Below are 20,982 nucleotides of genomic sequence, written 5' to 3'. Positions count from 1 at the left end.
CGAAAACCTCTCTCAGCCTCGGGGAATGGCGAAGTATTTGTACTCCAGAAACTCGTCTATTCCGACTTTTCCGCCCTCGCGGCCGAGTCCGGACTGTTTGACGCCACCGAACGGCGCAGCCGGATTGGACACCAGACCCGTGTTGAGGCCCACCATGCCCACCTCGAGGCGCTCCCCCATCCGCAGAGCCCGGTCGATGTCCTGGGTGAAGACGTATCCGACCAGTCCCCACTCGGTGTCGTTCGCGAGGGCGATCACCTCGTCCTCGGTGTCGAACGGGACGATTGCTGCCACCGGTCCGAAGATTTCCTGTGACATCAGATCCGACGCCGCATCGACGTCCGCGAGTACCGTCGGCGGGTAGAAGTAGCCGGGTCCGTCCGGGGCCACTCCCCCGACGATCGCACGTGCACCGCGCCCGAGGGCGTCGTCGACGAGTGTCTGCACCTTGGTGCGGCCCGCGTCGTCGATCAGCGGACCCACTTCGGTGCCGTGCGCACTACCGGCCCCCACCGACAGCGCACCCATGCGCTCGGCGAGCTTGTCCGCGAACTGCGCTGTGACACTGCGGTGTACGAAGAATCGGTTGGCGGCGGTGCATGCCTCGCCCATGTTGCGCATCTTGGCGACCATCGCACCGTCCACGGCACGCGCGAGATCTGCGTCGTCCATGACGATGAAGGGTGCGTTGCCGCCGAGCTCCATCGAGGTGCGCATCACCGTCGATGCAGCTTGTTCGAGCAGGATCTTGCCCACCGCAGTCGATCCGGTGAAGCTGATCTTGCGAGCCGCACCGCTACTCATCCACGAACCCACGACACCCGACGCGTCGGTGGTGGTCACGACATTGACCACTCCCGCCGGAACACCCGCATCGTGCAGGATCCCGGCCAGAGCCAGTGCTGTCAGCGGCGTTTGCTCGGCCGGCTTGAACACCACGGTGCACCCTGCCGCCAACGCCGGGCCGATCTTACGAGTGCCCATGGCCAACGGGAAGTTCCACGGAGTGACGAGAATGCACGGTCCCACCGGTGCGCGGGTGACCACGATGCGGTTCTTCCCATCTCCGGTGAGGGTGTGATCGCCCGAGATGCGTACCGCCTCCTCGGAGAACCAGCGAAAGAACTCGGCTCCGTACGCCACCTCACCGCGAGCATCGGCCAGTGGCTTCCCCATTTCCGCGGTGATGATCGCAGCGAGCTCCTCCGACCGCGCCATGATCAATTCGTATGCTCTGCGGAGGATTTCGCTGCGTGCACGCGGCGGTGTCGCGGCCCAGTCGGCGGCGGCGTCGACCGCTGCAGCCATGGCGTTCTCGGCATCGTCGATGCTGCCGTCGGCGACCCTGGCGATGACCTCGCCGCTGGCGGGATCGATGACATCGAACCGGGCATCGGATGCTGCGGGGGTCCACGCGCCTGCGATGAACAGTTCGGTAGGAGCAGTGATGGTGGGGCGAGTGAGGCTGGTGGTCGAACTGGCGGTCATGGCCGCGGTCCTTTCGTCGAACGTGGATCGAGTATCTGCGCCAGGTGTACGGACGCATCGCTCGTCAGGTCACCGGTGAGTTGACGCACCTGCATGTGGCAGGAGAATCCGTCGGTCAGAATCGGGGTGTCGGGCTCGGCCGCACGAACCGCAGGCGCGAGGGCCTGCTCGGCGACGGCCATGCTCAGCTCGTAGTGCCGAGCCTCGAAGCCGAAATTCCCTGCGACCCCGCAACATCCGGTGGCCTCCCGTACCGCCTCGATACCGACGGAAGCCAATGCCGTGCGCTGAGTGGCGTTGCCGAACACCGCGTATTCGTGGCAGTGCGTCTGTACCGTCACCGAATCGGGCACCTCGGCCGAGGGCACCCACCCGGCGGCAGCCTGATCGATCACCGCGCCCGCGAAACTCTGCACCCGCGCCGCGACCCGTCTCGCGGCCGCAGTGGGAACCAGCTCGGGCATGTCCTTGCGGAACGCCGCAGCGCAGCTAGGTTCGGTGACGACGATCGGTCGGTCGGTGCCGTCATCCAGTGCAGCAACGGCTTTCGTGAGGTGCTTGCGGGCGGCCTCGAGCTGGCCCGTCGAAATCCAGGTCAGACCGCAGCACACGTCGGTCCGGCATTCGGTGCTGCGACCCGAGTCCTCTAGCACCCGCTGCGCCGCACCCGCGACCTCCGGGCGAAAGCCCTGGGTGAACGTGTCGACGACCAACACGACTTCCGCGTCGCGGCCGCCGCCGATCCGTACTTCGTGAGCCAACTCCTTGGCCGACGCGAAGCGCGGCAACGGCCGCTCGGTGGTCAGCCCACCGAGTCGAGCCGCCAGTGCCGCGATGCGCGGGGTGAGCAGACGGTTGAGCAACGGTGCCGTTCGCTGCGTCACCTTCAGCCAGCGAGGCAACCAGCCCAGCGAATAGTGCGAGAGCGGACGCAGTCGCCCCGCATAGTGATGGTCGAGGAACTCGGACTTGTACGTCGCCATGTCCACTCCGACCGGACAATCCGACGAACAGGCCTTGCAGGACAGACACAGGTCGAGCGATTCGGCCACATCCTTCGAGGCCCACCCGTCAGCAACGGTCGGCGAGCTTCGCACCATCTCCTGCAGCACTCGTGCCCGGCCCCGCGTCGAATCCTTCTCATCGCCCGTCGCGCGAAAACTGGGGCACATGACGCCTCCCGACGCGGTGCGACATTTGCCGACGCCGACGCACGACTGAGTTGCGTGCACGAAGGGATCCAGATCTGCCCGCGTTCCGATCTGGTGCAGATCGAAGGTGGTCTTCCATTCCCGCGGTGGGATGCCCTGCAGCATCAGGTTGTCCATCATCGGTTCCGGATCGGTGATCGACCCCGGGTTCAGAATCCCGCGCGGATCCCAGATGCGCTTGAACCGCGCGAACGCGTCGAGCATGCGGGGTGAGTACATCACCGGCAGCAGTTCCGAGCGAGCCCTGCCGTCGCCGTGCTCGCCGGACAGGCTGCCGCCGTGCTTGACGACCACCCGCGCGGCGGCGCGCAGGAAGTCGTACATCACCCGTCGTCCGGCGTCGGTGCGCTGATCGAACGTGATGCGCACGTGCATGCAGCCGGCACCGAAGTGTCCGTACATCACGCCGGTCAGATCGTGTTCGGCCAGAAGCACGTTGAGGTCCGCGAGATAGGCGGACAGGTTCTCGGGTGCGACGGCGGCGTCCTCCCAGCCACCCCAGGACTCGACTCCGCTGGCCAGGCGGGTCGCCAGGCCCGCGCCATCCTCGCGCACTCGCCAGAGCGCTGTTCGATCGGCCGGGTCGGTGACGATGCGGCCTTCCTTGACGCGGCCGAGCAGACCGAGCGCCTCGAGCAGACGGGCGGCCTTGTTCTCCACCTCGGCGGTATCGGCTCCGTCGAGGTCGACGTAGAGCCAGGCGTTTCCCGCAGGCAGACCGCGGACGGAGTCCGGTCCGCGCCGGTACTCCATGGTCTGGGCGATGTTGTCGTCGATACCTTCCACTGCGGCAGGCGAGAACTCGAGAATGGCAATCACGTCGGCTGCAGCAGCCACCACGTCGTCGTAGCCGAGGCAGAGCAACAGCGCAGCCTGCGGTACGGGCACGACGGCGACGGTGACCGAGACGATCACCGCGCACGTGCCCTCGCTTCCGACGAGTGCACGAGCGACGTCGAATCCGTTCTCGGGCAGCAGATGCGACAGGTGAAATCCGGAGACCTGGCGTGGTATGCGGCCCAGTTCGACTCTGAAGAGCGCGAGGTTGTCGGCCGCGAGCGAGTGCAGCTCGCGCGAGATGCGTTCGGCCGCATCGGTTGCCGCCGCATCCTCCGAATGCACTGCCTCCACACCGCTACGGGTCACCCGGAGTAGGTGCCCGTCGGCAGTCACCACGTCCATGGCCACCGTGTGGTCGGCTGTTCGGCCGTAGCGAACCGAATGGTTGCCGCACGCGTCGTTGCCGACCGCCCCGCCGACCGTCGCGCGTGTCTTGCTGGACGGGTCGGGTGCGAACGTGAATGCTCCAGCAGTGCGCGCCGTCAACTCTCGCTGCAACTCCGAGATCACGATTCCCGGTTCCACCACCGCCGTTCGCGAGTCGATGTCCACCGAGATCACGCGATTCATGTGGCGGGAGAAGTCGAGCACGATTCCGCGGCCGATCGCGTTGCCCGCCATGGACGTTCCGCCGCCGCGGCCGATGACTGCGACTCCCGCGGCCCCGCACAGAGCCATAACTGAAACAACATCGTCAGTGCTGCGCGGAAAAACCACAGCGGCAGGCGGAATTCGGTAGTTCGAGGCGTCGTAGGAGTACTCGGCTAGCCGCCGAGTCGAGTCGTCGATCTCGATCCCCAGTTCGCGCACTTCCTGCACGAGTGCGGAAACTGGGGATCGAACGGAAGCAGCCGTCACAGCACGTTCTTCAGCGTGCGCGACAACGCGTCGAGGCCCTGCCGCATCTCGTCGTCGCTCACGATCAGCGCCGGGATGATCCGGACCACGTTGCCGAGCGCGCCACAGGTGAGCAGCAACAGCCCCTCATCGATCGCACCCTGTTGCACGCGCAGGGCGGCCGCGGCATCGGGATTTCCTGCGCTGTCGACGAATTCGAGTGCCTGCATCAAGCCGAGTCCACGTGCATCACCGATGGCCGAGTGCTCGGACTTCAGTGCGAGGAGGCCGTCGAGCAGAACTCGGCCCTGCGCGGCGGCGTTGGCGACCAGACCTTCCTCACGCACGACGTCGAGCGTCGCGACACCCGCCGCAGCGGCGACGGCATTGCCGCCGTACGTGCCGCCCTGCGATCCGGGCCACGCCTTGCCCATCAACTCGGTCGATGCCGCGATCGCCGAGATGGGAAATCCACTGGCCAGACCTTTTGCGGTGATGACGATGTCGGGTGTGATCGTCGAATGCTGGTGGCCCCAGAACTTTCCGGTGCGTCCCACGCCTGCTTGCACCTCGTCGACGATGAGGACGATCCCGTGGGTGTCCGCGCGTTCGCGGAGTCCCTCGAGAAACTCCGGAGGCGTGGGCAGATAACCACCGTCACCGAGTACCGGTTCGATGATGAACGCGGCGGTATCGGCGGGGCTGGACATCGTCATCAGCAGGTAGTCGAGTTCCTTGAGCGCGAAAGCCACTGCGGTGTCCATGTCCCAGCCGTACCGGAAGGCGTACGGGAACGGCGCGATGTGCACACCGCCCATGATCGGCGAGAAGCCGGAGCGGAACTTGGTGCCCGCGGTGGTCAACGACGCAGCCGCCACCGTGCGTCCGTGGAACCCTCCGTGGAAGGCGATGATGTTGGGCCGTCCGGTCGCCATGCGCGCCAACCGAATCGATGCCTCGACGGCCTCGGAGCCGGAGTTGGCGTAGAAGACGCTGTCCAGCCCGGCCGGTAGTACCTCGCCGAGCTTGTCGGTCAGCGCCAGCAGTGGCTGATGCATGACGGTCGTGTACTGCGCGTGGATGATCTTGCCCACCTGCTCGCGGGCAGCCTCCACCACGCGCGGATGGCAGTGTCCGGTGCTGGTCACGCCGATCCCGGTGGTGAAGTCGAGGTACTTGCGCCCGTCCGTGCCGACGATCCAGCTGCCCTTTCCGTGATCGACGACGATCGGGGTCGCCTGCTTGAGTGCCGGGCTGAGGTGGGTGCGAGTCGACGCTGTCATGCCTGCCATCGTCACCCACCGAAATAAGATTGTCAACAATCTGCAATTGGCAGTACTGGGGCGGGTGCACCCGTCGGAGCGATACAGTTCGTCGGTGTCCGCCTCGAACCCCCGCATCGTCGTTCTCGGCAGCGTCAACATGGATCTGATCACCCGGACGCCTTCCCTGCCCGATCCCGGCGAAACAGTGCTGGGCACATCGTTCACCACCTCACCGGGTGGCAAGGGCTCCAATCAGGCCATTGCCGCCGCCAAAGCCGGCGTTATGGTGTCGTTCATCGGAGCGGTCGGAGACGACGAGTTCGGCGACACGCTGCGCCGGACGCTGTCGGACGCGGGCGTGGACGACCGCGCACTGCGCACGGCAGCAGGTTCGAGCGGAATCGCCGCCATCACCGTCGACGATCACGCCGAGAACAGCATCGTCGTGGTCCCCGGGGCCAACGAACGCGTTCGCGACCTCACCGACGACGATCTCGCCGCCATCTCCGACGCCGATATTCTCCTGTGTCAGTTGGAGATTCCCCTCGCCACTGTGGTGACCGCATTCGAACACGCACGCTCTCGCGGCGTGGTGACGATGCTGAACCCGTCACCGGTTCAGGATCTGCCCGACGCGCTGGTGGCGGCCACCGACGTGCTCGTGGTCAACGAGGCCGAGGAAACCCGTCTCGGAAACCGAGTGAACGAGGTGACGCACGTGATCACCACACTCGGTGCCAGAGGCGCTCGATATCGCGGCTCGGAATCGTTCGAGGTCTCCGCTCCGCGCGTCGACGCCGTCGACACCACCGGGGCCGGGGATGCATTTGCCGGAGCACTGGCCGCGTCCTGGTTCGACGGTCCACGCAAGGCAGTCGAATGGGCCTGCGTTGCAGGCTCTTTCGCCGCAACCAGGCCGGGTGCGAGTACGTCTTCGGGCACTCGCGAGGACATCGACGCACTGCGCGATGCGGCCGCAGGATGAACGCCACCGACCTCGAGGAGCTTCGACGTCTGCGCCGGGCGCGCGACCGGATGGATCGCGAATTCGCCGAGCCACTCGACGTCCCCACTCTGGCTCGCACGGCACTGATGTCCACCGCCCATTTCAGTCGCCGCTTCCGCGTGGCCTACGGTGAGACGCCCTACGCCCATCTGATGACTCGACGGATAGAACGCGCCAAGGCCTTGCTGCGCCGCGGCGATGTGACCGCCACCGAGGCGTGCTTCGCGGTGGGCTGTACCAGTCTCGGATCGTTCAGTTCGCGGTTCACCGAGATCGTCGGCGAGACACCGAGCGCATACCGCGCCCGCGACCACCGTGGCAGCCAGGCGGTGCCGACGTGTACTGCCATGATTCTGGGTCGGCCGATGCGAGGCACCGTTGCTGCCACCGAACCGAGCAGAATCGAAGAAGCATCGACGGCCGGGGCGTCCTAGCCTTTCTCCATGACACTTTCACTGAGCCACGTACACGTCTACACCGACGACCCCGATGCCTCGCTGGCGTTCTACCGCGATGCGCTGGGCCTCGCGGTCAAGAGCGAAGTCGAGGGCGACGGCTACCGCTGGATCACTCTGTCTCCCAACGATCAACCCGAGATCGAGATCGTTCTCTCGCAGCCCCACGCGGGCCGCTCGCAGGAACTCGGCGATCAGATCGCCGCCCTGCTCGCCAAGGGTGAGCTTCCGGGCCTGCTGTTTCGTGCCACCGACCTCGACGCGGCCTTCGAGAGAATTCGCGCGGCAGGCACCGCCGAGATTCTGCAGGAACCGACGAGTCAGCCGTGGGGTGTGCGCGACGCGGCATTCCGTGACCCTGCCGGCAACATGGTGCGCGTCAGTCAGGCGTGAACCAGGCCCTCACATCGACGACGCGAGCGCAAGGCCGCCGCCGCATGCCAGTACGGACCCAAGCAGGCCGACTGTCGCGTTGACGGCGGCATCGCGGCGACGCCCCTGTTGTAGCAACCGCACGGTCTCGACACTCGCCGTGCTGAAGGTGGTGTACCCGCCGCAGAACCCGGTGCCGATGACGGCGTGAATGTCGGTCGAGCCGGCTCGGAACATCACCCATCCGGCCAGCACGCCCAGCAGGAACGACCCGGACACGTTGATGCCGATCGTCGCCCAGGGAAAGCTCGTTCGCGCCGGGAGACGTGACTTCACTTCCGCATCGACGACGAAGCGAACGACTGCCCCCAGCCCGCCGGCCGCCGCAACCCACAGCGCGATCACCGAACCACCCTGCTTGCCAGTGCGATTCCGGCCCAGGCTGCAAGTATTCCGAGAATCACGCTGACCACTGCGTAGGCCACTGCCAGACCGGTGAACCCACTCCGAAACCCTTCCACCGTCTCGAGGGCGAAGGTGCTGTACGTGGTGAACGCGCCGCAGAACCCGGTACCTCCCAGCAACCGCAGCCTGCGCCGAATTCCTGCATCGGGCCCGCCGCGTACCAGCGACTCGAGGAGAAGGCCCAGCACGAATGCGCCGGCGATGTTGATCCCGAAGGTTGCTGTGGGCCACTGCGACGCCGAATGCGGGAGCTGCTCCTCGATCACGTAGCGAACTGCCGTACCCGCCGCTCCGCCTGCGAACACCGCTGCCAGTGCCCACAAGTGACGGTGCACGGGTCCTTGGTCGGCCGGCATCGAATCGGAATCGGGATCGACCACCGCTGATCCTCTCGGACTGCACGGTCCGACCGTTTCCGACCGGCCCGCGTTTGATGTCGGATGCTTACTGCACGATGGAGCCTATGACAACGACCACGGAGTCCACGACCGGGAACTTGCGCGAGAGCGCCGAGGAGTTGTTGCGCGAACTCGCCGGCCCGGATGCGGTCCTGCGCGAAGATCAGTGGACAGCCATCGAGGCCCTCGTCGTGCACCGGCGGCGGGCGCTGGTGGTGCAGCGGACCGGTTGGGGCAAGTCGGCGGTTTACTTCATCGCGGCGAAGCTGCTGCGCGCACAGGGCCTGGGTCCGACGGTGATCGTCTCTCCGTTGTTGGCGCTGATGCGCAACCAGGTTGCCTCGGCCGAGCGGGCAGGCGTCCGCGCGGGGACCATCAACTCCGGCAACATGACCGAGTGGGACGACATCCATCAGCAGGTCAACTCCGGTGAACTCGACGTGCTTCTGGTCAGTCCGGAGCGATTGAACAATCCCGATTTCCGCGATCAGGTGCTGCCGTCCTTGGCCGGGGACGCCGGCCTCGTCGTGGTCGACGAAGCACATTGCGTCTCCGACTGGGGCCACGATTTCCGGCCCGACTACCGACGGATCAGAACTCTGATCGCCGAGTTGCGCGACGGTATCCCCGTGCTCGCGACCACCGCGACGGCGAACGACCGCGTGGTGGACGACGTCGCGGCGCAGTTGGGCGTCGGCGGCGGAGACACGCTCGTCCTGCGCGGCGGGCTCGCACGCGACTCTCTGCGCATGGCGGTGGTGAAGATCGACAACGCGACCGAACGGGCGGCGTGGCTCGGCGATCACCTGAAGACGCTGCCCGGTTCGGGAATCATCTACACCCTGACGGTATCTGCGGCGAAGGACCTCGCAGCGCTGCTGACCGATCAAGGCCACGTCGTGGCGTCGTACACCGGTCAGACGGACCCGACCGAGCGGGAATCGCTCGAAGGTGACCTGCTGGCCAACCGAGTCAAGGCACTGGTCGCCACGTCCGCACTGGGCATGGGCTTCGACAAGCCCGATCTCGGCTTCGTGGTGCACATGGGAGCACCATCGTCTCCGATTTCGTACTACCAGCAGGTCGGCCGTGCCGGGCGCGCTACGGAACGCGCCGACGTAGTGCTGCTTCCGGGCCACGAGGACAGGCAGATCTGGAGTTACTTCGCCTCCGTCGCATTCCCCCGCGAACATCTGGTGCGTCAGGTCATCGATGCCTTGAACACCGACAAGGCCCAGTCGACGCAGGCGCTGGAGCCTCTCGTCGAGCTGGGTCGCAGCAGACTCGAGATGGTGCTGAAGGTTCTCGACGTCGATGGCGCCGTCAGACGCGTTCGTGGCGGTTGGATGGCAACCGGGGAGCAATGGACGTACGACGCGGCCCGCTACGAGCGTCTCGAACAGGCCAGGGACCGCGAGCAGCAGGCGATGATCGACTACCAGGGCACCGACGGCTGCCGGATGGAATTCCTGCGCAGACAACTCGACGACCCGGATCTGGGCGCACCCGGTAGCGAGTCCGACCGATGCGGGCGGTGCGACAACTGCACGGGCGAACACCTGTCGGCATCGGTGGACGCGGCCTCGGTCGACTCGGCCAGGGCACGTCTGGATCGGCCGGGCATCGACCTGCAGCCCAGAAAGCAGTGGCCCAGCGGCATGAAGAAGCTGGGTGTCTCGCTCTCGGGCAAGATCGCCGACCCACACGAACCCGGGCGCGTGCTGGGTCGACTCACCGACCTGGGCTGGGGTAGCCGACTGCGTGCCCTGCTCGATGCACCCGACGCTCCGGCCACCGATGCGTTGGAGAAGGCGTGCATCACCGTGCTCGCCCACTGGGATTGGAAGCAGCGGCCCACTGCGGTTCTCGCTCTCGACTCCCCCACCCATCCTGTGTTGGTGCGGTCGATCGCCGAGCGATTGGCCTCCGTCGGAAAATTGAGCGATCTCGGCGTCATGCAGGTCAGGGCAGGTCATCCGCCGGTCTCGGCGGCGAATTCGGCGTTTCGAGTCGCCGGGCTGGTGGACTCATGGGACGTTCCGGACGTATCGTCCGTGACAGGGCCGATTCTGTTGATCGATCTGCTCACCGACACGGGGTGGACGTTCACCTGCGCCACGGCGGCATTGAATGCTGCGGGTGCGCAGGCGGTGCTGCCGTTCGCTCTCGCGACACCGAAATAGGTGCCCGCCCGAAGCGGGTGGTTTGAACTTCATGATTGCGGGTACAGCCAGCCGGGCAACAACAATGTGACCATCATCACATTCGGCGGTTAACCTGGGGATGCATGTCCGATTCGGAGGTCGATTTCCGAGCGCACTCGATATGCCACGACGACCTTGTTACGTTTGTATTTCCCATGAAGCCCGCATTGCTGAGAAGTACCCCAGTCACTGCGCCGGACGCAGTGAAGTTTCGTAAGCCACAGATCTCCGACGGAGTCCGGCTCTGGGAGATCGCAAGAGATTCGCGAGTTCTGGACCTCAACTCCAGCTACTCGTACGTGTTGTGGTGCCGCGATTTCGCGGCCACCACCGTCGTATCCGACATAGACGGCCGCGCAGTCGGTTTCGTCACCGGATACATCCGCCAGGACGCCCCCCGCACGCTGTTCGTGTGGCAGGTCGCCGTGGATGCGGACCAGCGTGGCAAGGGTCTTGCCGGTCGCATGCTGATGGAGCTGCTCGACCGCCTCGAGCCACAGGGAATCACGCATCTGGAGACGACGATCAGCCCGGACAACGAAGCGTCCATCGCAACCTTCACGAGCCTCGCACGCAAGCGAGGCACCGACATCGTCAGGTCGGATTTGTTCGCGCCCAACGATTTCCCTGATAGCCACGAAGCCGAGGAGCTCTACACAGTAGGCCCCGACGCATCGCGGAATTACGAAAGGAACAAGCAGAACATGACCGAAAAGAACACCGTTACAACAGAGAAGCCCGATGTGTTCGAGACCGTCGAATCCGGCGTGCGGAGCTACAGCCGCCAGTGGCCCGCCGTGTTCTCCACCGCGAAGAACTCGGTGATCACCGACGAGGACGGCAACGACTACCTCGACTTCTTCGGTGGCGCAGGCGCACTCAACTACGGCCACAACAACGACATGATCAAGAGCGCGTTGGTGGACTACATCACCAGCGACGGAATCACGCACGGACTCGACATGTCGACCGTTGCCAAGCGTGAGTTCCTCGAGTCGTTCAAGAAGAACATCCTCGACCCCCGCGGCTTGGACTACAAGGTTCAGTTCCCGGGACCGACGGGCACCAACACCGTCGAGGCGGCACTGAAGTTGGCCCGCAAGGTCACCGGCCGCGAGGCGATCATCAACTTCACCAACGCATTCCACGGCATGACACTCGGCGCGCTGTCGGTCACCGGCAACTCGATGAAGCGAGCTGGCGCCGGAATTCCGTTGGTGCACACCACGCCGATGCCATACGACAACTACTTCGGCGGCGTCACCGAGGACTTCCAGTGGTTCGAGCGCGTGCTCGACGACTCGGGCAGCGGTTTCAACCGCCCGGCCGCAGTGATCGTGGAGACCATCCAGGGTGAGGGCGGCATCAACGTCGCGCGCCCCGAGTGGCTGCGCGCGCTGGCCGAGCTCTGCTCGCGACGCGAGATCCTGCTGATCGTCGACGACGTCCAGATGGGTTGTGGTCGCACCGGCCAGTTCTTCTCGTTCGAGGAAGCCGGCATCACCCCGGACATCGTCACGCTGTCCAAGTCCATCGGTGGCTACGGCATGCCGTTGGCGCTGACACTGTTCAAGCCCGAGCTCGACGTCTGGTCGCCCGGTGAGCACAACGGAACCTTCCGCGGGTTCAACCCGTCGTTCGTCACGGCCAAGGCAGCGATCGACCACTACTGGTCCGATGACACCTTCGAGAAGGAGATCCTCGCCAAGGGCGAGCACATCCAGGATCGCTTCATCAAGCTCTGCGCCAAGTTCGACGGCATCTCCACTCGCGGCCGTGGCATGGTCCAGGCACTGGTGTTCGACGACGCCGAGTTGGCGGGCAAGGTGTCTCAGCTGTGCTACGACGAGCATCTGCTCGTCGAGACGGCAGGCCCGAAGGACGAGGTCGTCAAGCTGCTCCCACCGTTGACCACGACGATGGACGAGCTCGACCGCGGTCTGGACGTCATCGAGAGCGCCGTCGCCAGGGTGCTTTCCTGACCGTCCGTCCGCAACAACCGACATCGAAGGAGGACATCGCATGATCGTTCGCACCACACAGGAGATCACCGGTACCGATCGCGACATCGAGAGCGAAGACGGCAACTGGCGCAGCAAGAGGATCATTCTCGGCGGCGACAAGGTCGGGTTCTCGTTCCACGAGACGACGATTCAGGCCGGCACGGTGAACAACTTCCACTACGCCAACCACGTCGAGGCCGTCTGGCTCATCGAAGGCGAGGGAACGCTCACCGACCGCGAAACCGGAGAGACCTACGAGCTCGGTGCGGGATCGATGTACCTGCTCAACGGGCACGAGCGCCACACCGTCGAGCCGCGCACCCAAATGCGCATGCTGTGCGTGTTCAACCCTCCCGTCGTCGGCAACGAGACACACGACGAGAACGGCGTGTACCCCCTTGTCGAGGTACCCGCGTAATACCAGCACATCGCCTACGGCCCGCACCGACGCTTCCGCGTCGGTGCGGGCCGTAGGCGTCGGTACAGTGCTCATCGAGCAACGGATCGCTATCCTGGACGAAGTGAATGCATCCCCTGTGTCCGCGGCACTGTACGAGCAGCTGACTTCTCTGCTCGACGGCAGGACGGTCACCGTCGTCAGCGGCGCAGGCATGTCCACCGACTCGGGGATTCCCGATTACCGCGGTCCGCAGTCACCGCCGCGCAACCCGATGACGTTCCAACAGTTCATCGGCGACGCCGAATTTCGTCGGCACTACTGGGCACGCAACCACGTCGGGTGGCGACACATGGACGCAGCGGTGCCCAACGACGGCCACCGAGCACTCGCCCGACTCGAACGGGCAGGCGTCGTCACCGGCATCATCACCCAGAACGTCGACATGCTGCACACCAAGGCGGGCAGCCGGAACGTCATCGACCTGCACGGCGTATACGCCCGAGTCCGCTGCCTGAACTGCGAGCGATTGATCTCGCGTTTCGAGCTGGGTCGACGGCTCGATCGAGCAAATCCCGGCTTCCTCGAGTCGGTCGCACCCGCGGAGGGCGTCGAGATCGCCCCCGACGCCGACGCGATCATTTCCTCGACCGCGCACTTCAGCATGGTCGACTGCGAATCATGTTCGGGGATACTCAAACCCGACATCGTCTACTTCGGTGAGAGCGTCCCCAAACCGCGCGTCGCCGAGGCATACGATCTCGTCGACCGAAGCGACGCACTGCTGGTGCTCGGGTCCTCGCTGACCGTGATGTCGGGCTTGCGGTTCGTCAGGCACGCGTCCAAGACTGGGAAGCCCATCGTCATCGTCAACCGCGGTACCACCCGCGGCGACGAATTCGCATCTCTGACAATGCATGCCGGCTGCTCGGAGGTGGCGACCGCGCTGGCCGACGACGTCGATCAGGCAGGAACCAGATCGTCGGCATGAACCACCGGCCGCTGTAGCTCCGCGGCCAACTCGCCTGTCGACCGTCCGAGCATCCCGACCAGCTCCCCCGAGTCGTACGCGACGACCCCGCGAGCCACCAGTACGCCGACGTGGTCGACCAACGAGACCACGTCGCCGCCGTGGAACGATCCCGTCACCGACGTGATACCGGCGGACAACAACGACCGTCGCCGCTCCACCACCGCACGAACCGCCCCCGCGTCGAGGTGCAGTTCTCCCGCGGCGTCGGCAGCGTGACGAACCCAGAACTTGCGCGCCGACAATCGCGTCGGGCGCGCGGCGAAGGCAGTGCCCACCTCGGAGGTCGTCAGTGCGTGTGCGGCATCGGATGCCGCAGCCAGCAACACCGGAACACCGGCATCGGCCGCGAGACGCGCAGCGGACAGCTTGGACGCCATTCCGCCGGTGCCGAGCGCTCCCCCCGAACCGGCGACGACGCCGTCGAGATCCTCGGGGCTGGTCACCTCCGGGATCAGTGTCGCCTTGCCCTTGCGGGGATCACCGTCGTACAACCCGTCCACGTCCGAGAGCAGGAACAGTGCGTCCGCTCCGACGAGGTGGGCGACCAGAGCAGCCAGACGATCGTTGTCGCCGAACCGGATCTCCGCGGTGGCGACCGTGTCGTTCTCGTTGACGATGGCGACGGCACCGAGCGAGCGCAGCCGATCCAGGGTGCGCTGAGCATTGCGGTGGTTGGTTCGCCGCGCGATGTCCTCGGCTGTGAGCAGAACCTGTCCGACCGTGCGCCCGTACCGGTGGAACGACGAGCTCCACGCATTGACCAGAGCGAGCTGACCGACGCTCGCGGCAGCCTGTTTCGTCGCCAGGTCTCGTGGACGCTTGGTCAGGCCCAGCGGTGCCATCCCTGCGCCGATCGCACCGGAGGACACGACCACCACGTCGGTGCCGCTGCGCATCCGAGATTCGATGGCGTCGGCGAGCAGATCGAGTCGACTCAGATCCAGACCCGCGTCGAGGCTGGTGAGCGCCGACGAACCGATCTTGACCACGATGCGCTTGGCATCGGCGATCGTGCGACGGGTATCGGTGAGAGCCTCTGCGGGCGAATCGGATTCACGCACCGACACCACGTCTACTCCTGTTCGGAATCGAGCCCGCGTCGTACCTGGCGGGCATGCTTGCGTTCGGATGCGCCGATGCGCTCGACCTGATCGAGACGGGCATCGGTGCCACGGCCTGTCATCGTGATCTCGACACCGGCCGGAGTCTGCGGCTCCCAATCGAACGACACGTCGCCGATGGTGACCGAAGCACCGGGCTGAGCGCCGGCCTTGATGAGAGCGTCCTCGACACCGAGCCGCGCGAGACGGTCGGCGAGGTAGCCGACGGCCTCGTCGTTGGTGAACTGCGTCTGGCGCACCCACCGCTCCGGTCGGGTACCGCGAACGATGAAGCCGTCCGGGATATCCGGATCCTTGACGACCTTGAAGCTGTCGTCGTTCCGCGCGACCGGGCGCAGCACCTGACGCCGCGGCTCGGGAGCCGGATGCGCGGTGCGGTACTCCTCGACGAGCTTCGCCAACGCGAACGTCAGCGGCTTGAGTCCGGCACGCGTCACCGCGGAGATGGTGTACACGGGCCAGCCACGGGACTCGAACTCGGCGGTGACCATCTCGGCGAGCTCGGCTCCCTCCGGAATGTCGGCCTTGTTCAACACCACGATGCGGGGCCGATCGGCCAGATCGCCGAGGCTGGCATCTCCGGACAAGGCCGGCTTGTACGCAGCCAATTCGGCTTCGAGGGCATCGACGTCGGAGATCGGATCGCGGCCGGGATCCAGTGTGGCGCAGTCGACGACGTGTGCGAGAACGGCACAGCGTTCGAGGTGACGCAGGAAGTCGAGCCCGAGACCTCGGCCCTGGCTCGCTCCGGGGATCAACCCGGGAACGTCGGCGACGGTGAAGGTGGTGTCGCCGCTGGAGACCACTCCGAGGTTGGGCACCAGTGTGGTGAAGGGGTAATCGGCGATCTTCGGCTTCGCTGCGGACAGCACCGAGACCAGCGACGACTTACCGGCCGACGGAAATCCGACGAGGCCCACATCGGCGACGGACTTCAGTTCGAGGACGAGTTCGCGTTCGATGCCCTCTTCGCCGAGCAGTGCGAATCCGGGTGCCCGCCGAGCCTTCGATGCGAGAGCTGCGTTGCCGAGACCACCGCGGCCGCCCGGAGCGGCGTCGAAACGTGTTCCCTCGCCGATCATGTCGGCGAGCACGTTGCCCTTCTTGTCGAGCACGACGGTGCCGTCGGGAACCTTGAGAATCAGGTCCTCGCCGTTGGCACCTTCGCGGTTGCCACCCATGCCCTGAGTTCCGTTGCCTGCCTTGGCATGGCTGGAGAAGTGGAAGTCGAGCAAGGTGTGCACGTTGCTGTCGACGACGAAGACGACTCCGCCGCCCTGTCCTCCGTTACCACCGTCGGGGCCACCGAGAGGCTTGAACTTTTCGCGGTGAACCGAAGAGCAGCCGTTGCCACCTTTGCCGGCGCTGACGTGCAGCACCACGCGGTCGATGAATCGTGACATAGCTGTCTTCGATCCTTTCGTGAAAGAAAAATCGGGAGAAAAAAGCGATAGGGGCGGACCGGTCTCATGACCCTGGTCCGCCCCTATCGGGAGCTGTGAACGTACGCCGTGGATGGTCGACTCGAGCAGTTGCCCGGTCGCGTCGGCCATTGTGAGCGCCAGCGCTGCAGAAGGACTAGGCCTCTACAGCGACCGGAACGATGTTCACGGTCTTGCGACCGCGCTTGGCACCGAATTCGACTGCGCCCGGGGCGAGTGCGAACAGGGTGTCGTCGCCGCCACGGCCGACGTTGACGCCGGGGTGGAAGTGCGTGCCGCGCTGACGAACCAGGATCTCGCCTGCGCCTACGGTCTGGCCGCCGAAACGCTTGACGCCGAGGCGCTGAGCGTTCGAGTCGCGACCGTTACGGGAGCTTGATGCACCCTTCTTATGTGCCATGTTGCATACCCTCCTCGGGGTGAATCAGCTTGGGAGAACGCGGGTCCGGAGAGACCTGGTTACTTGATGCCGGTGACCTTGAGGACAGTGAGCTTCTGCCTATGTCCCTGACGCTTGTGGTATCCGGTCTTGTTCTTGAACTTGTGGATGCGGATCTTCGGGCCCTTGGTGTGCTCGACGATCTCACCGGCGACCGAGATCTTCGCCAGCTTGTCTGCATCTGTGGTCAGGTCGGATCCGTCTACGACGAGGACCGGAGCAAGCGAGACAGCAGTGCCGGGCGCTCCCTCGATCTTCTCGACCTTGACGAGGTCACCAACAGCGACCTTGTACTGCTTTCCGCCGGTCTTGACGATCGCGTACGTTGCCATCGGAGGGCTACCCCTTGCTTCTTCGAACTTGCTCGCGTTGCGCATGGCAACACGACTGGTCTGGTAAAACGTGTTTGCTTGCTCCCTATCGGCCGGCCGGGATGATGATCATCTCGGCCCGCTCGAGAACCGTTGTTTCCTACAGGGCCACTACGGCACAGCAGAACGGTGTCACCGGGAGCGACTTATCAAGGTTACGGCAGGGAGACGGCCAGGGTCAAACTGCCCTGTCCCACTAGGCATCGATGTCCACCGGAGGACCTGCAGGCCGCGCTGCCGCGCGCCGTCTGCGAGGACGTGCCGCAGGCACCTCGACCGGCTCCACGGGCTGCTCGGCCGCCGCGGTGAGCGGTGTCGACGCCTCGTCGGGTGCCGTCCCGGCCTGGTCGGAGGACGTGGCGTCCACCGAGTCGTCCGTCGCGGGTACGACGATGACCATGCCCGCGTCGGGCGCTGTGCCGGTCGGCGCGGCAGCCTTGCGGGCCACCCGCCGTCCGCGTCGAGCCTTAGGTGCCACCGGAACGGACGGCTCGGCAGCAGGCTCGTCGGCCGGAGCCTCGGTGGCCGAAGTCTCGGTGGCCGAGTCGGCTGCCGTGACGTCGGTCTCGGCGTCGGCCACCGTAGCGGCCGCGACGTCCACGTCGTCGGCGGAGACCACGGTCACCACTGCGTCGCCGCCGGGAGCTTCGGCCGGTGCCTGTGGCTCGACATCGGCGGGGCTGACGTCGGCCACCACGTCGTCGTGATGCGCCGCCATGGCCAGTGCCACCGGATGCGCCCGCTTGATCGACGGATCGACCACGGGGTGATCGTGACCGTCTGCCTGCGCGTTCGAGGAGGCCCGGTCGTTGCCATCCGAGCGATCGTTGCCGTCGGCCTTGTTGTCCTTGCCACGTCGACGCCTGCTGCTCGTTCCCGAGTTGCCGGATTCGGACCGCGACGAGTTCGACCGACCGCCGTCGTTGTCCGGCTTGGCGTCGATGGGGAACGGGTGCACGACGATGCCGCGACCCTGGCAGTGCTCGCACGTGGTGGAGAACGCCTCGACGAGCCCCGTACCGAGCTTCTTGCGGGTCATCTGCACCAGCCCGAGCGAGGTCACCTCGGAAACCTGATGGCGAGTCCGGTCGCGTCCGAGAGACTCGGTCAGGCGCCGCAGTACGAGATCGCGATTGGACTCGAGCACCATGTCGATGAAGTCGACGACGATCATGCCGCCGATGTCACGCAGACGCATCTGGCGAACGACTTCCTCGGCCGCCTCGATGTTGTTGCGGGTGACCGTCTCTTCGAGGTTGCCACCCGAACCGGTGAACTTGCCGGTGTTGACGTCGACAACGGTCATCGCCTCGGTGCGATCGATCACCAGGGTGCCGCCGGAAGGCAGCCAGACCTTGCGATCGAGGGCCTTGGCCAGCTGCTCGTCGATGCGGTGCGCGGCGAAGACGTCGACAGAACTGCCATCGGCCTCGTATCGGTGCAGCCGCTCCATCATGTCCGGGGCCACGGTCTCGACGTAGTTGGACGTCGTCGTCCACGCCTTGTCGCCCTCGATGACCAGCTTGGAGAAGTCCTCGTTGAACAGGTCACGGATGACCTTGACGAGCATGTCGGGCTCTTCGTACAGCGTCTGCGGTTGCACGCCCTTGCCGGTTTCGGCGTTGGCCGAGCGCTCTTCGATGCTGGCCCACTGCGCCTGCAGTCGAGTCACGTCCCGTGCGAGCTCTTCTTCGCTGACGCCCTCCGCTGCGGTGCGGATGATGACGCCCGCCTCGGGCGGCACGATGTCGCGGAGGATTTCCTTGAGCCGCTTGCGCTCGGTATCGGGCAGCTTGCGGCTGATGCCGGTGGAACTGCCGCCGGGCACGTAGACGAGGAAGCGACCCGCGAGCGACAGCTGCGTCGTCAGGCGGGCACCCTTGTGTCCGACGGGATCCTTGCTGACCTGGACGAGAACCTGATCGCCCGGCTTGAGAGCCTGCTCGATCTTCCGTGAGTTTCCGCCCAGTCCCGCAGCGTCCCAATTGACCTCGCCTGCGTACAGCACACCGTTGCGGCCACGGCCGATGTCGATGAAGGCTGCTTCCATGCTGGGCAGCACGTTCTGTACGCGGCCCAGGTAGACGTTGCCGACCATCGACGCGGTGGCACTGCTGGTGACGAAGTGCTCGACGAGCACACCGTCTTCGAGCACGGCAACCTGTGTGGTCAGCGGGTGATCCGGTGTCGCCTTCTCGCGCACGACCATGACACGGTCGACCGATTCGCGGCGCGCCAGGAACTCGGACTCGGTGAGGATCGGCGGACGACGACGGCCGGCATCGCGCCCGTCGCGGCGGCGCTGACGCTTGGCCTCGAGACGCGTCGAGCCCGTGATTCCCTGGACCTCGTCCCGCGGTGCCCGACTCTTGTTGCGCGGCTCACGCTCGTGCACGACCGTGTTGGGCGGATCGTCCTCGGACGACGCGCCCTCGGCCGCGGCCTCCGCTCCGGTCTTGCGCCTGCGACGGCGACGACGACGGCGGCTGCTGGAGCCGTCCCCGTCCGAACCGCCGTTGTCGGAGTCGTCGTAGTTGTCCTGAGCACCCGAATCGGACTCGTCGTCGCCGTCCTCGGCCGAGGAGTCTGCGGTGCGCGTGTCGTCGGATGAGTCGGTTGCATCGGAGTTCTGCCGGTCCGAGGTACGACTGCGAGTGCGTGATCGACGCGAGCGTCGTCCCGAGTTCGACTGCTGCCCGTCGCTTGCCGAGGACTCGTCCGAGTCGGCGTCGGTCGACTCCGCGTCGGTCGAATCGGCGGTCTCGGTGTCGCCGTCGGAATCGTCGTCCGAGTTCTCGTCGGTCGACTCGTCCGAGGACTGCTCACCGCGACCACGTCCGCGACCACGACGGCCGCGCCGACGGCGTCGAGGCTGAGACTGATCGTCGTCGCCGTCACCGTCGGTCGAGCTCTCGGCGTTGGCCGGCTCGTCGGCCTCGGAAGACGAGGACCGGTCGGTCGAGACGGCAGGGATCTCGGGTGCACCGGTCTCCGGCGTCACTGCGGACTCACCACTGTCGGTGTCAGCGCTGCTCTCGGTGTTCGCCACGTCGTCCTTGAGCGCGGCCTTGCGGCTGCGGCGACGCCGAGCCGGGGGCTCGGCCGGTGACTCCGTCGATTCCGTCGCCGGCGCATCGACGGCGGCGGGCTGCAGAAACAGAGGGGTGGCGAAGGTCGTCGCAGTGGGCTGGTCGGTCGTTGCCGCGGGCTCGGCAACCTTCGGCTCCGGTGCAGGTGCACTGGTGAACAGCTGCGGCTCGGACCACGGAACCTCGCCTGCGGGCTCTTCGGGGGCAGGCACCGGAGTCGGCTCGGCAGTCGAGGAATCGGTTGTCGGCGCTGCGGGGGCGTTGACCGAATCGCGAACGGACTCCGCAACGTCACGGCTCAGGCTCGACTGAGCACTGCGCGCTTCGATGCCGAGCTCACCGAGGGTGACGAGCAGCTGCTTGCTGGTGACGCCCAGGATCTTGGCCAATGCGTGAACGCGCAGCCTGGTCGGCAGCTCGATGGTGTCGGGTTGCGCTGACGACACCGCGTCGGTTTCCACAGACGACACCGGGCCGGGGGGCTCCGTACGTCCTGCGTTTTCGTTCTGTACATCTTCGGGCGGGCTTTGATCGGCCACGTAGTCT

The 20,982-nt window shown here is 65.8% G+C and carries 17 protein-coding genes and 1 pseudogene; 8 read left to right on the top strand and 10 right to left on the bottom strand.

Annotated features, from left to right (window positions below; genetic code table 11):
- Positions 1-12: 12 nt before the first annotated feature.
- Genes AYK61_RS01030 through AYK61_RS01020 form a run of 3 tightly spaced genes read right to left on the bottom strand, consistent with a single transcriptional unit; the run spans position 13 to position 5,659 of the window.
- A complete protein-coding gene (locus tag AYK61_RS01030; RefSeq protein ID WP_121869480.1) occupies positions 13-1,488 on the bottom strand; it encodes an NAD-dependent succinate-semialdehyde dehydrogenase in 1,476 nt (491 codons plus the stop codon).
- Complete coding sequence (locus AYK61_RS01025; protein WP_220709096.1) at positions 1,485-4,358, bottom strand: FAD-binding and (Fe-S)-binding domain-containing protein; 2,874 nt, start codon at positions 4,356-4,358, stop codon at positions 1,485-1,487. The genes AYK61_RS01030 and AYK61_RS01025 overlap by 4 nt, the downstream gene beginning before the upstream one ends.
- A gap of 35 nt (positions 4,359-4,393) precedes the next feature.
- Entirely contained in the window at positions 4,394-5,659 is a 1,266-nt protein-coding gene (locus tag AYK61_RS01020) for an aspartate aminotransferase family protein (protein ID WP_121869478.1), read from the bottom strand.
- A 94-nt stretch (positions 5,660-5,753) separates the two neighbouring features.
- On the opposite strand from AYK61_RS01020, the gene AYK61_RS01015 reads away from it, so the two are divergent.
- The 3 genes from AYK61_RS01015 to AYK61_RS01005 are packed head-to-tail and all read left to right on the top strand — an operon-like array spanning position 5,754 to position 7,495.
- Positions 5,754-6,626 carry a ribokinase gene (locus AYK61_RS01015; RefSeq protein WP_259467888.1) on the top strand — a complete coding sequence of 291 codons (873 nt, stop codon included), beginning with the start codon at positions 5,754-5,756 and terminating at the stop codon, positions 6,624-6,626.
- Positions 6,623-7,081, top strand: coding sequence for a helix-turn-helix transcriptional regulator (locus tag AYK61_RS01010; RefSeq protein WP_121869476.1), 459 nt, complete (start codon positions 6,623-6,625; stop codon positions 7,079-7,081). The genes AYK61_RS01015 and AYK61_RS01010 overlap by 4 nt, the downstream gene beginning before the upstream one ends.
- Before the next feature lie 9 nt (positions 7,082-7,090).
- On the top strand, positions 7,091-7,495 hold the full coding sequence (locus AYK61_RS01005; RefSeq protein WP_121869475.1) for a VOC family protein: 405 nt from the start codon (positions 7,091-7,093) through the stop codon (positions 7,493-7,495).
- Between the two features lie 9 nt (positions 7,496-7,504).
- Here AYK61_RS01005 and crcB (AYK61_RS01000) read toward each other — a convergent pair whose 3' ends face one another.
- Complete coding sequence (gene crcB, locus AYK61_RS01000; RefSeq protein ID WP_121869474.1) at positions 7,505-7,879, bottom strand: fluoride efflux transporter CrcB; 375 nt, start codon at positions 7,877-7,879, stop codon at positions 7,505-7,507.
- The gene (crcB, locus tag AYK61_RS00995; protein ID WP_121872320.1) at positions 7,876-8,295 is read right to left on the bottom strand and encodes a fluoride efflux transporter CrcB; all 420 of its coding nucleotides are present in this window, start codon (positions 8,293-8,295) and stop codon (positions 7,876-7,878) included. The genes crcB (AYK61_RS01000) and crcB (AYK61_RS00995) overlap by 4 nt, the downstream gene beginning before the upstream one ends.
- 107 nt (positions 8,296-8,402) lie before the next feature.
- On the opposite strand from crcB (AYK61_RS00995), the gene AYK61_RS00990 reads away from it, so the two are divergent.
- From AYK61_RS00990 to AYK61_RS00975, 5 genes and pseudogenes are all read left to right on the top strand, one after another.
- Positions 8,403-10,520: an ATP-dependent DNA helicase RecQ gene (locus AYK61_RS00990; protein ID WP_121869473.1), complete on the top strand. Its 2,118-nt coding sequence runs from the start codon at positions 8,403-8,405 to the stop codon at positions 10,518-10,520.
- Between the two features lie 104 nt (positions 10,521-10,624).
- A pseudogene (gene ectA / locus AYK61_RS27710) lies at positions 10,625-11,197 on the top strand (diaminobutyrate acetyltransferase); the annotation flags it as partial.
- 48 nt (positions 11,198-11,245) lie between these two features.
- The gene (ectB, locus tag AYK61_RS00985; protein ID WP_259468150.1) at positions 11,246-12,523 is read left to right on the top strand and encodes a diaminobutyrate--2-oxoglutarate transaminase; all 1,278 of its coding nucleotides are present in this window, start codon (positions 11,246-11,248) and stop codon (positions 12,521-12,523) included.
- Positions 12,524-12,563: 40 nt separating this feature from the next.
- Complete coding sequence (locus AYK61_RS00980; protein ID WP_121869472.1) at positions 12,564-12,962, top strand: ectoine synthase; 399 nt, start codon at positions 12,564-12,566, stop codon at positions 12,960-12,962.
- Between the two features lie 103 nt (positions 12,963-13,065).
- Positions 13,066-13,932: a Sir2 family NAD-dependent protein deacetylase gene (locus AYK61_RS00975; RefSeq protein WP_397484764.1), complete on the top strand. Its 867-nt coding sequence runs from the start codon at positions 13,066-13,068 to the stop codon at positions 13,930-13,932.
- Here AYK61_RS00975 and proB read toward each other — a convergent pair.
- The 5 genes from proB to AYK61_RS00950 form a co-directional block, all read right to left on the bottom strand.
- Complete coding sequence (gene proB, locus AYK61_RS00970) at positions 13,905-15,044, bottom strand: glutamate 5-kinase (RefSeq protein ID WP_183130119.1); 1,140 nt, start codon at positions 15,042-15,044, stop codon at positions 13,905-13,907. The genes AYK61_RS00975 and proB overlap by 28 nt on opposite strands.
- A 2-nt stretch (positions 15,045-15,046) precedes the next feature.
- Positions 15,047-16,498 (bottom strand): GTPase ObgE, encoded by a 1,452-nt coding sequence (gene obgE, locus AYK61_RS00965; protein WP_121869471.1) that lies wholly within the window; start codon positions 16,496-16,498, stop codon positions 15,047-15,049.
- Between the two features lie 175 nt (positions 16,499-16,673).
- Entirely contained in the window at positions 16,674-16,937 is a 264-nt protein-coding gene (gene rpmA, locus AYK61_RS00960; protein ID WP_032379202.1) for a 50S ribosomal protein L27, read from the bottom strand.
- A gap of 59 nt (positions 16,938-16,996) precedes the next feature.
- A complete protein-coding gene (gene rplU, locus AYK61_RS00955) occupies positions 16,997-17,308 on the bottom strand; it encodes a 50S ribosomal protein L21 (protein WP_032394581.1) in 312 nt (103 codons plus the stop codon).
- A 235-nt stretch (positions 17,309-17,543) separates the two neighbouring features.
- Complete coding sequence (locus AYK61_RS00950) at positions 17,544-20,975, bottom strand: translation initiation factor IF-2 N-terminal domain-containing protein (RefSeq protein WP_121872316.1); 3,432 nt, start codon at positions 20,973-20,975, stop codon at positions 17,544-17,546.
- Between the last annotated feature and the right edge of the window lie 7 nt (positions 20,976-20,982).

This window comes from Rhodococcus sp. SBT000017 (genome assembly GCF_003688915.1).
Taxonomy (GTDB): Bacteria; Actinomycetota; Actinomycetes; order Mycobacteriales; family Mycobacteriaceae; genus Rhodococcoides.
The sequence above is the reverse complement of the archived record's forward strand: the minus strand, read 5'-3'. Positions and strand labels throughout refer to the sequence as shown.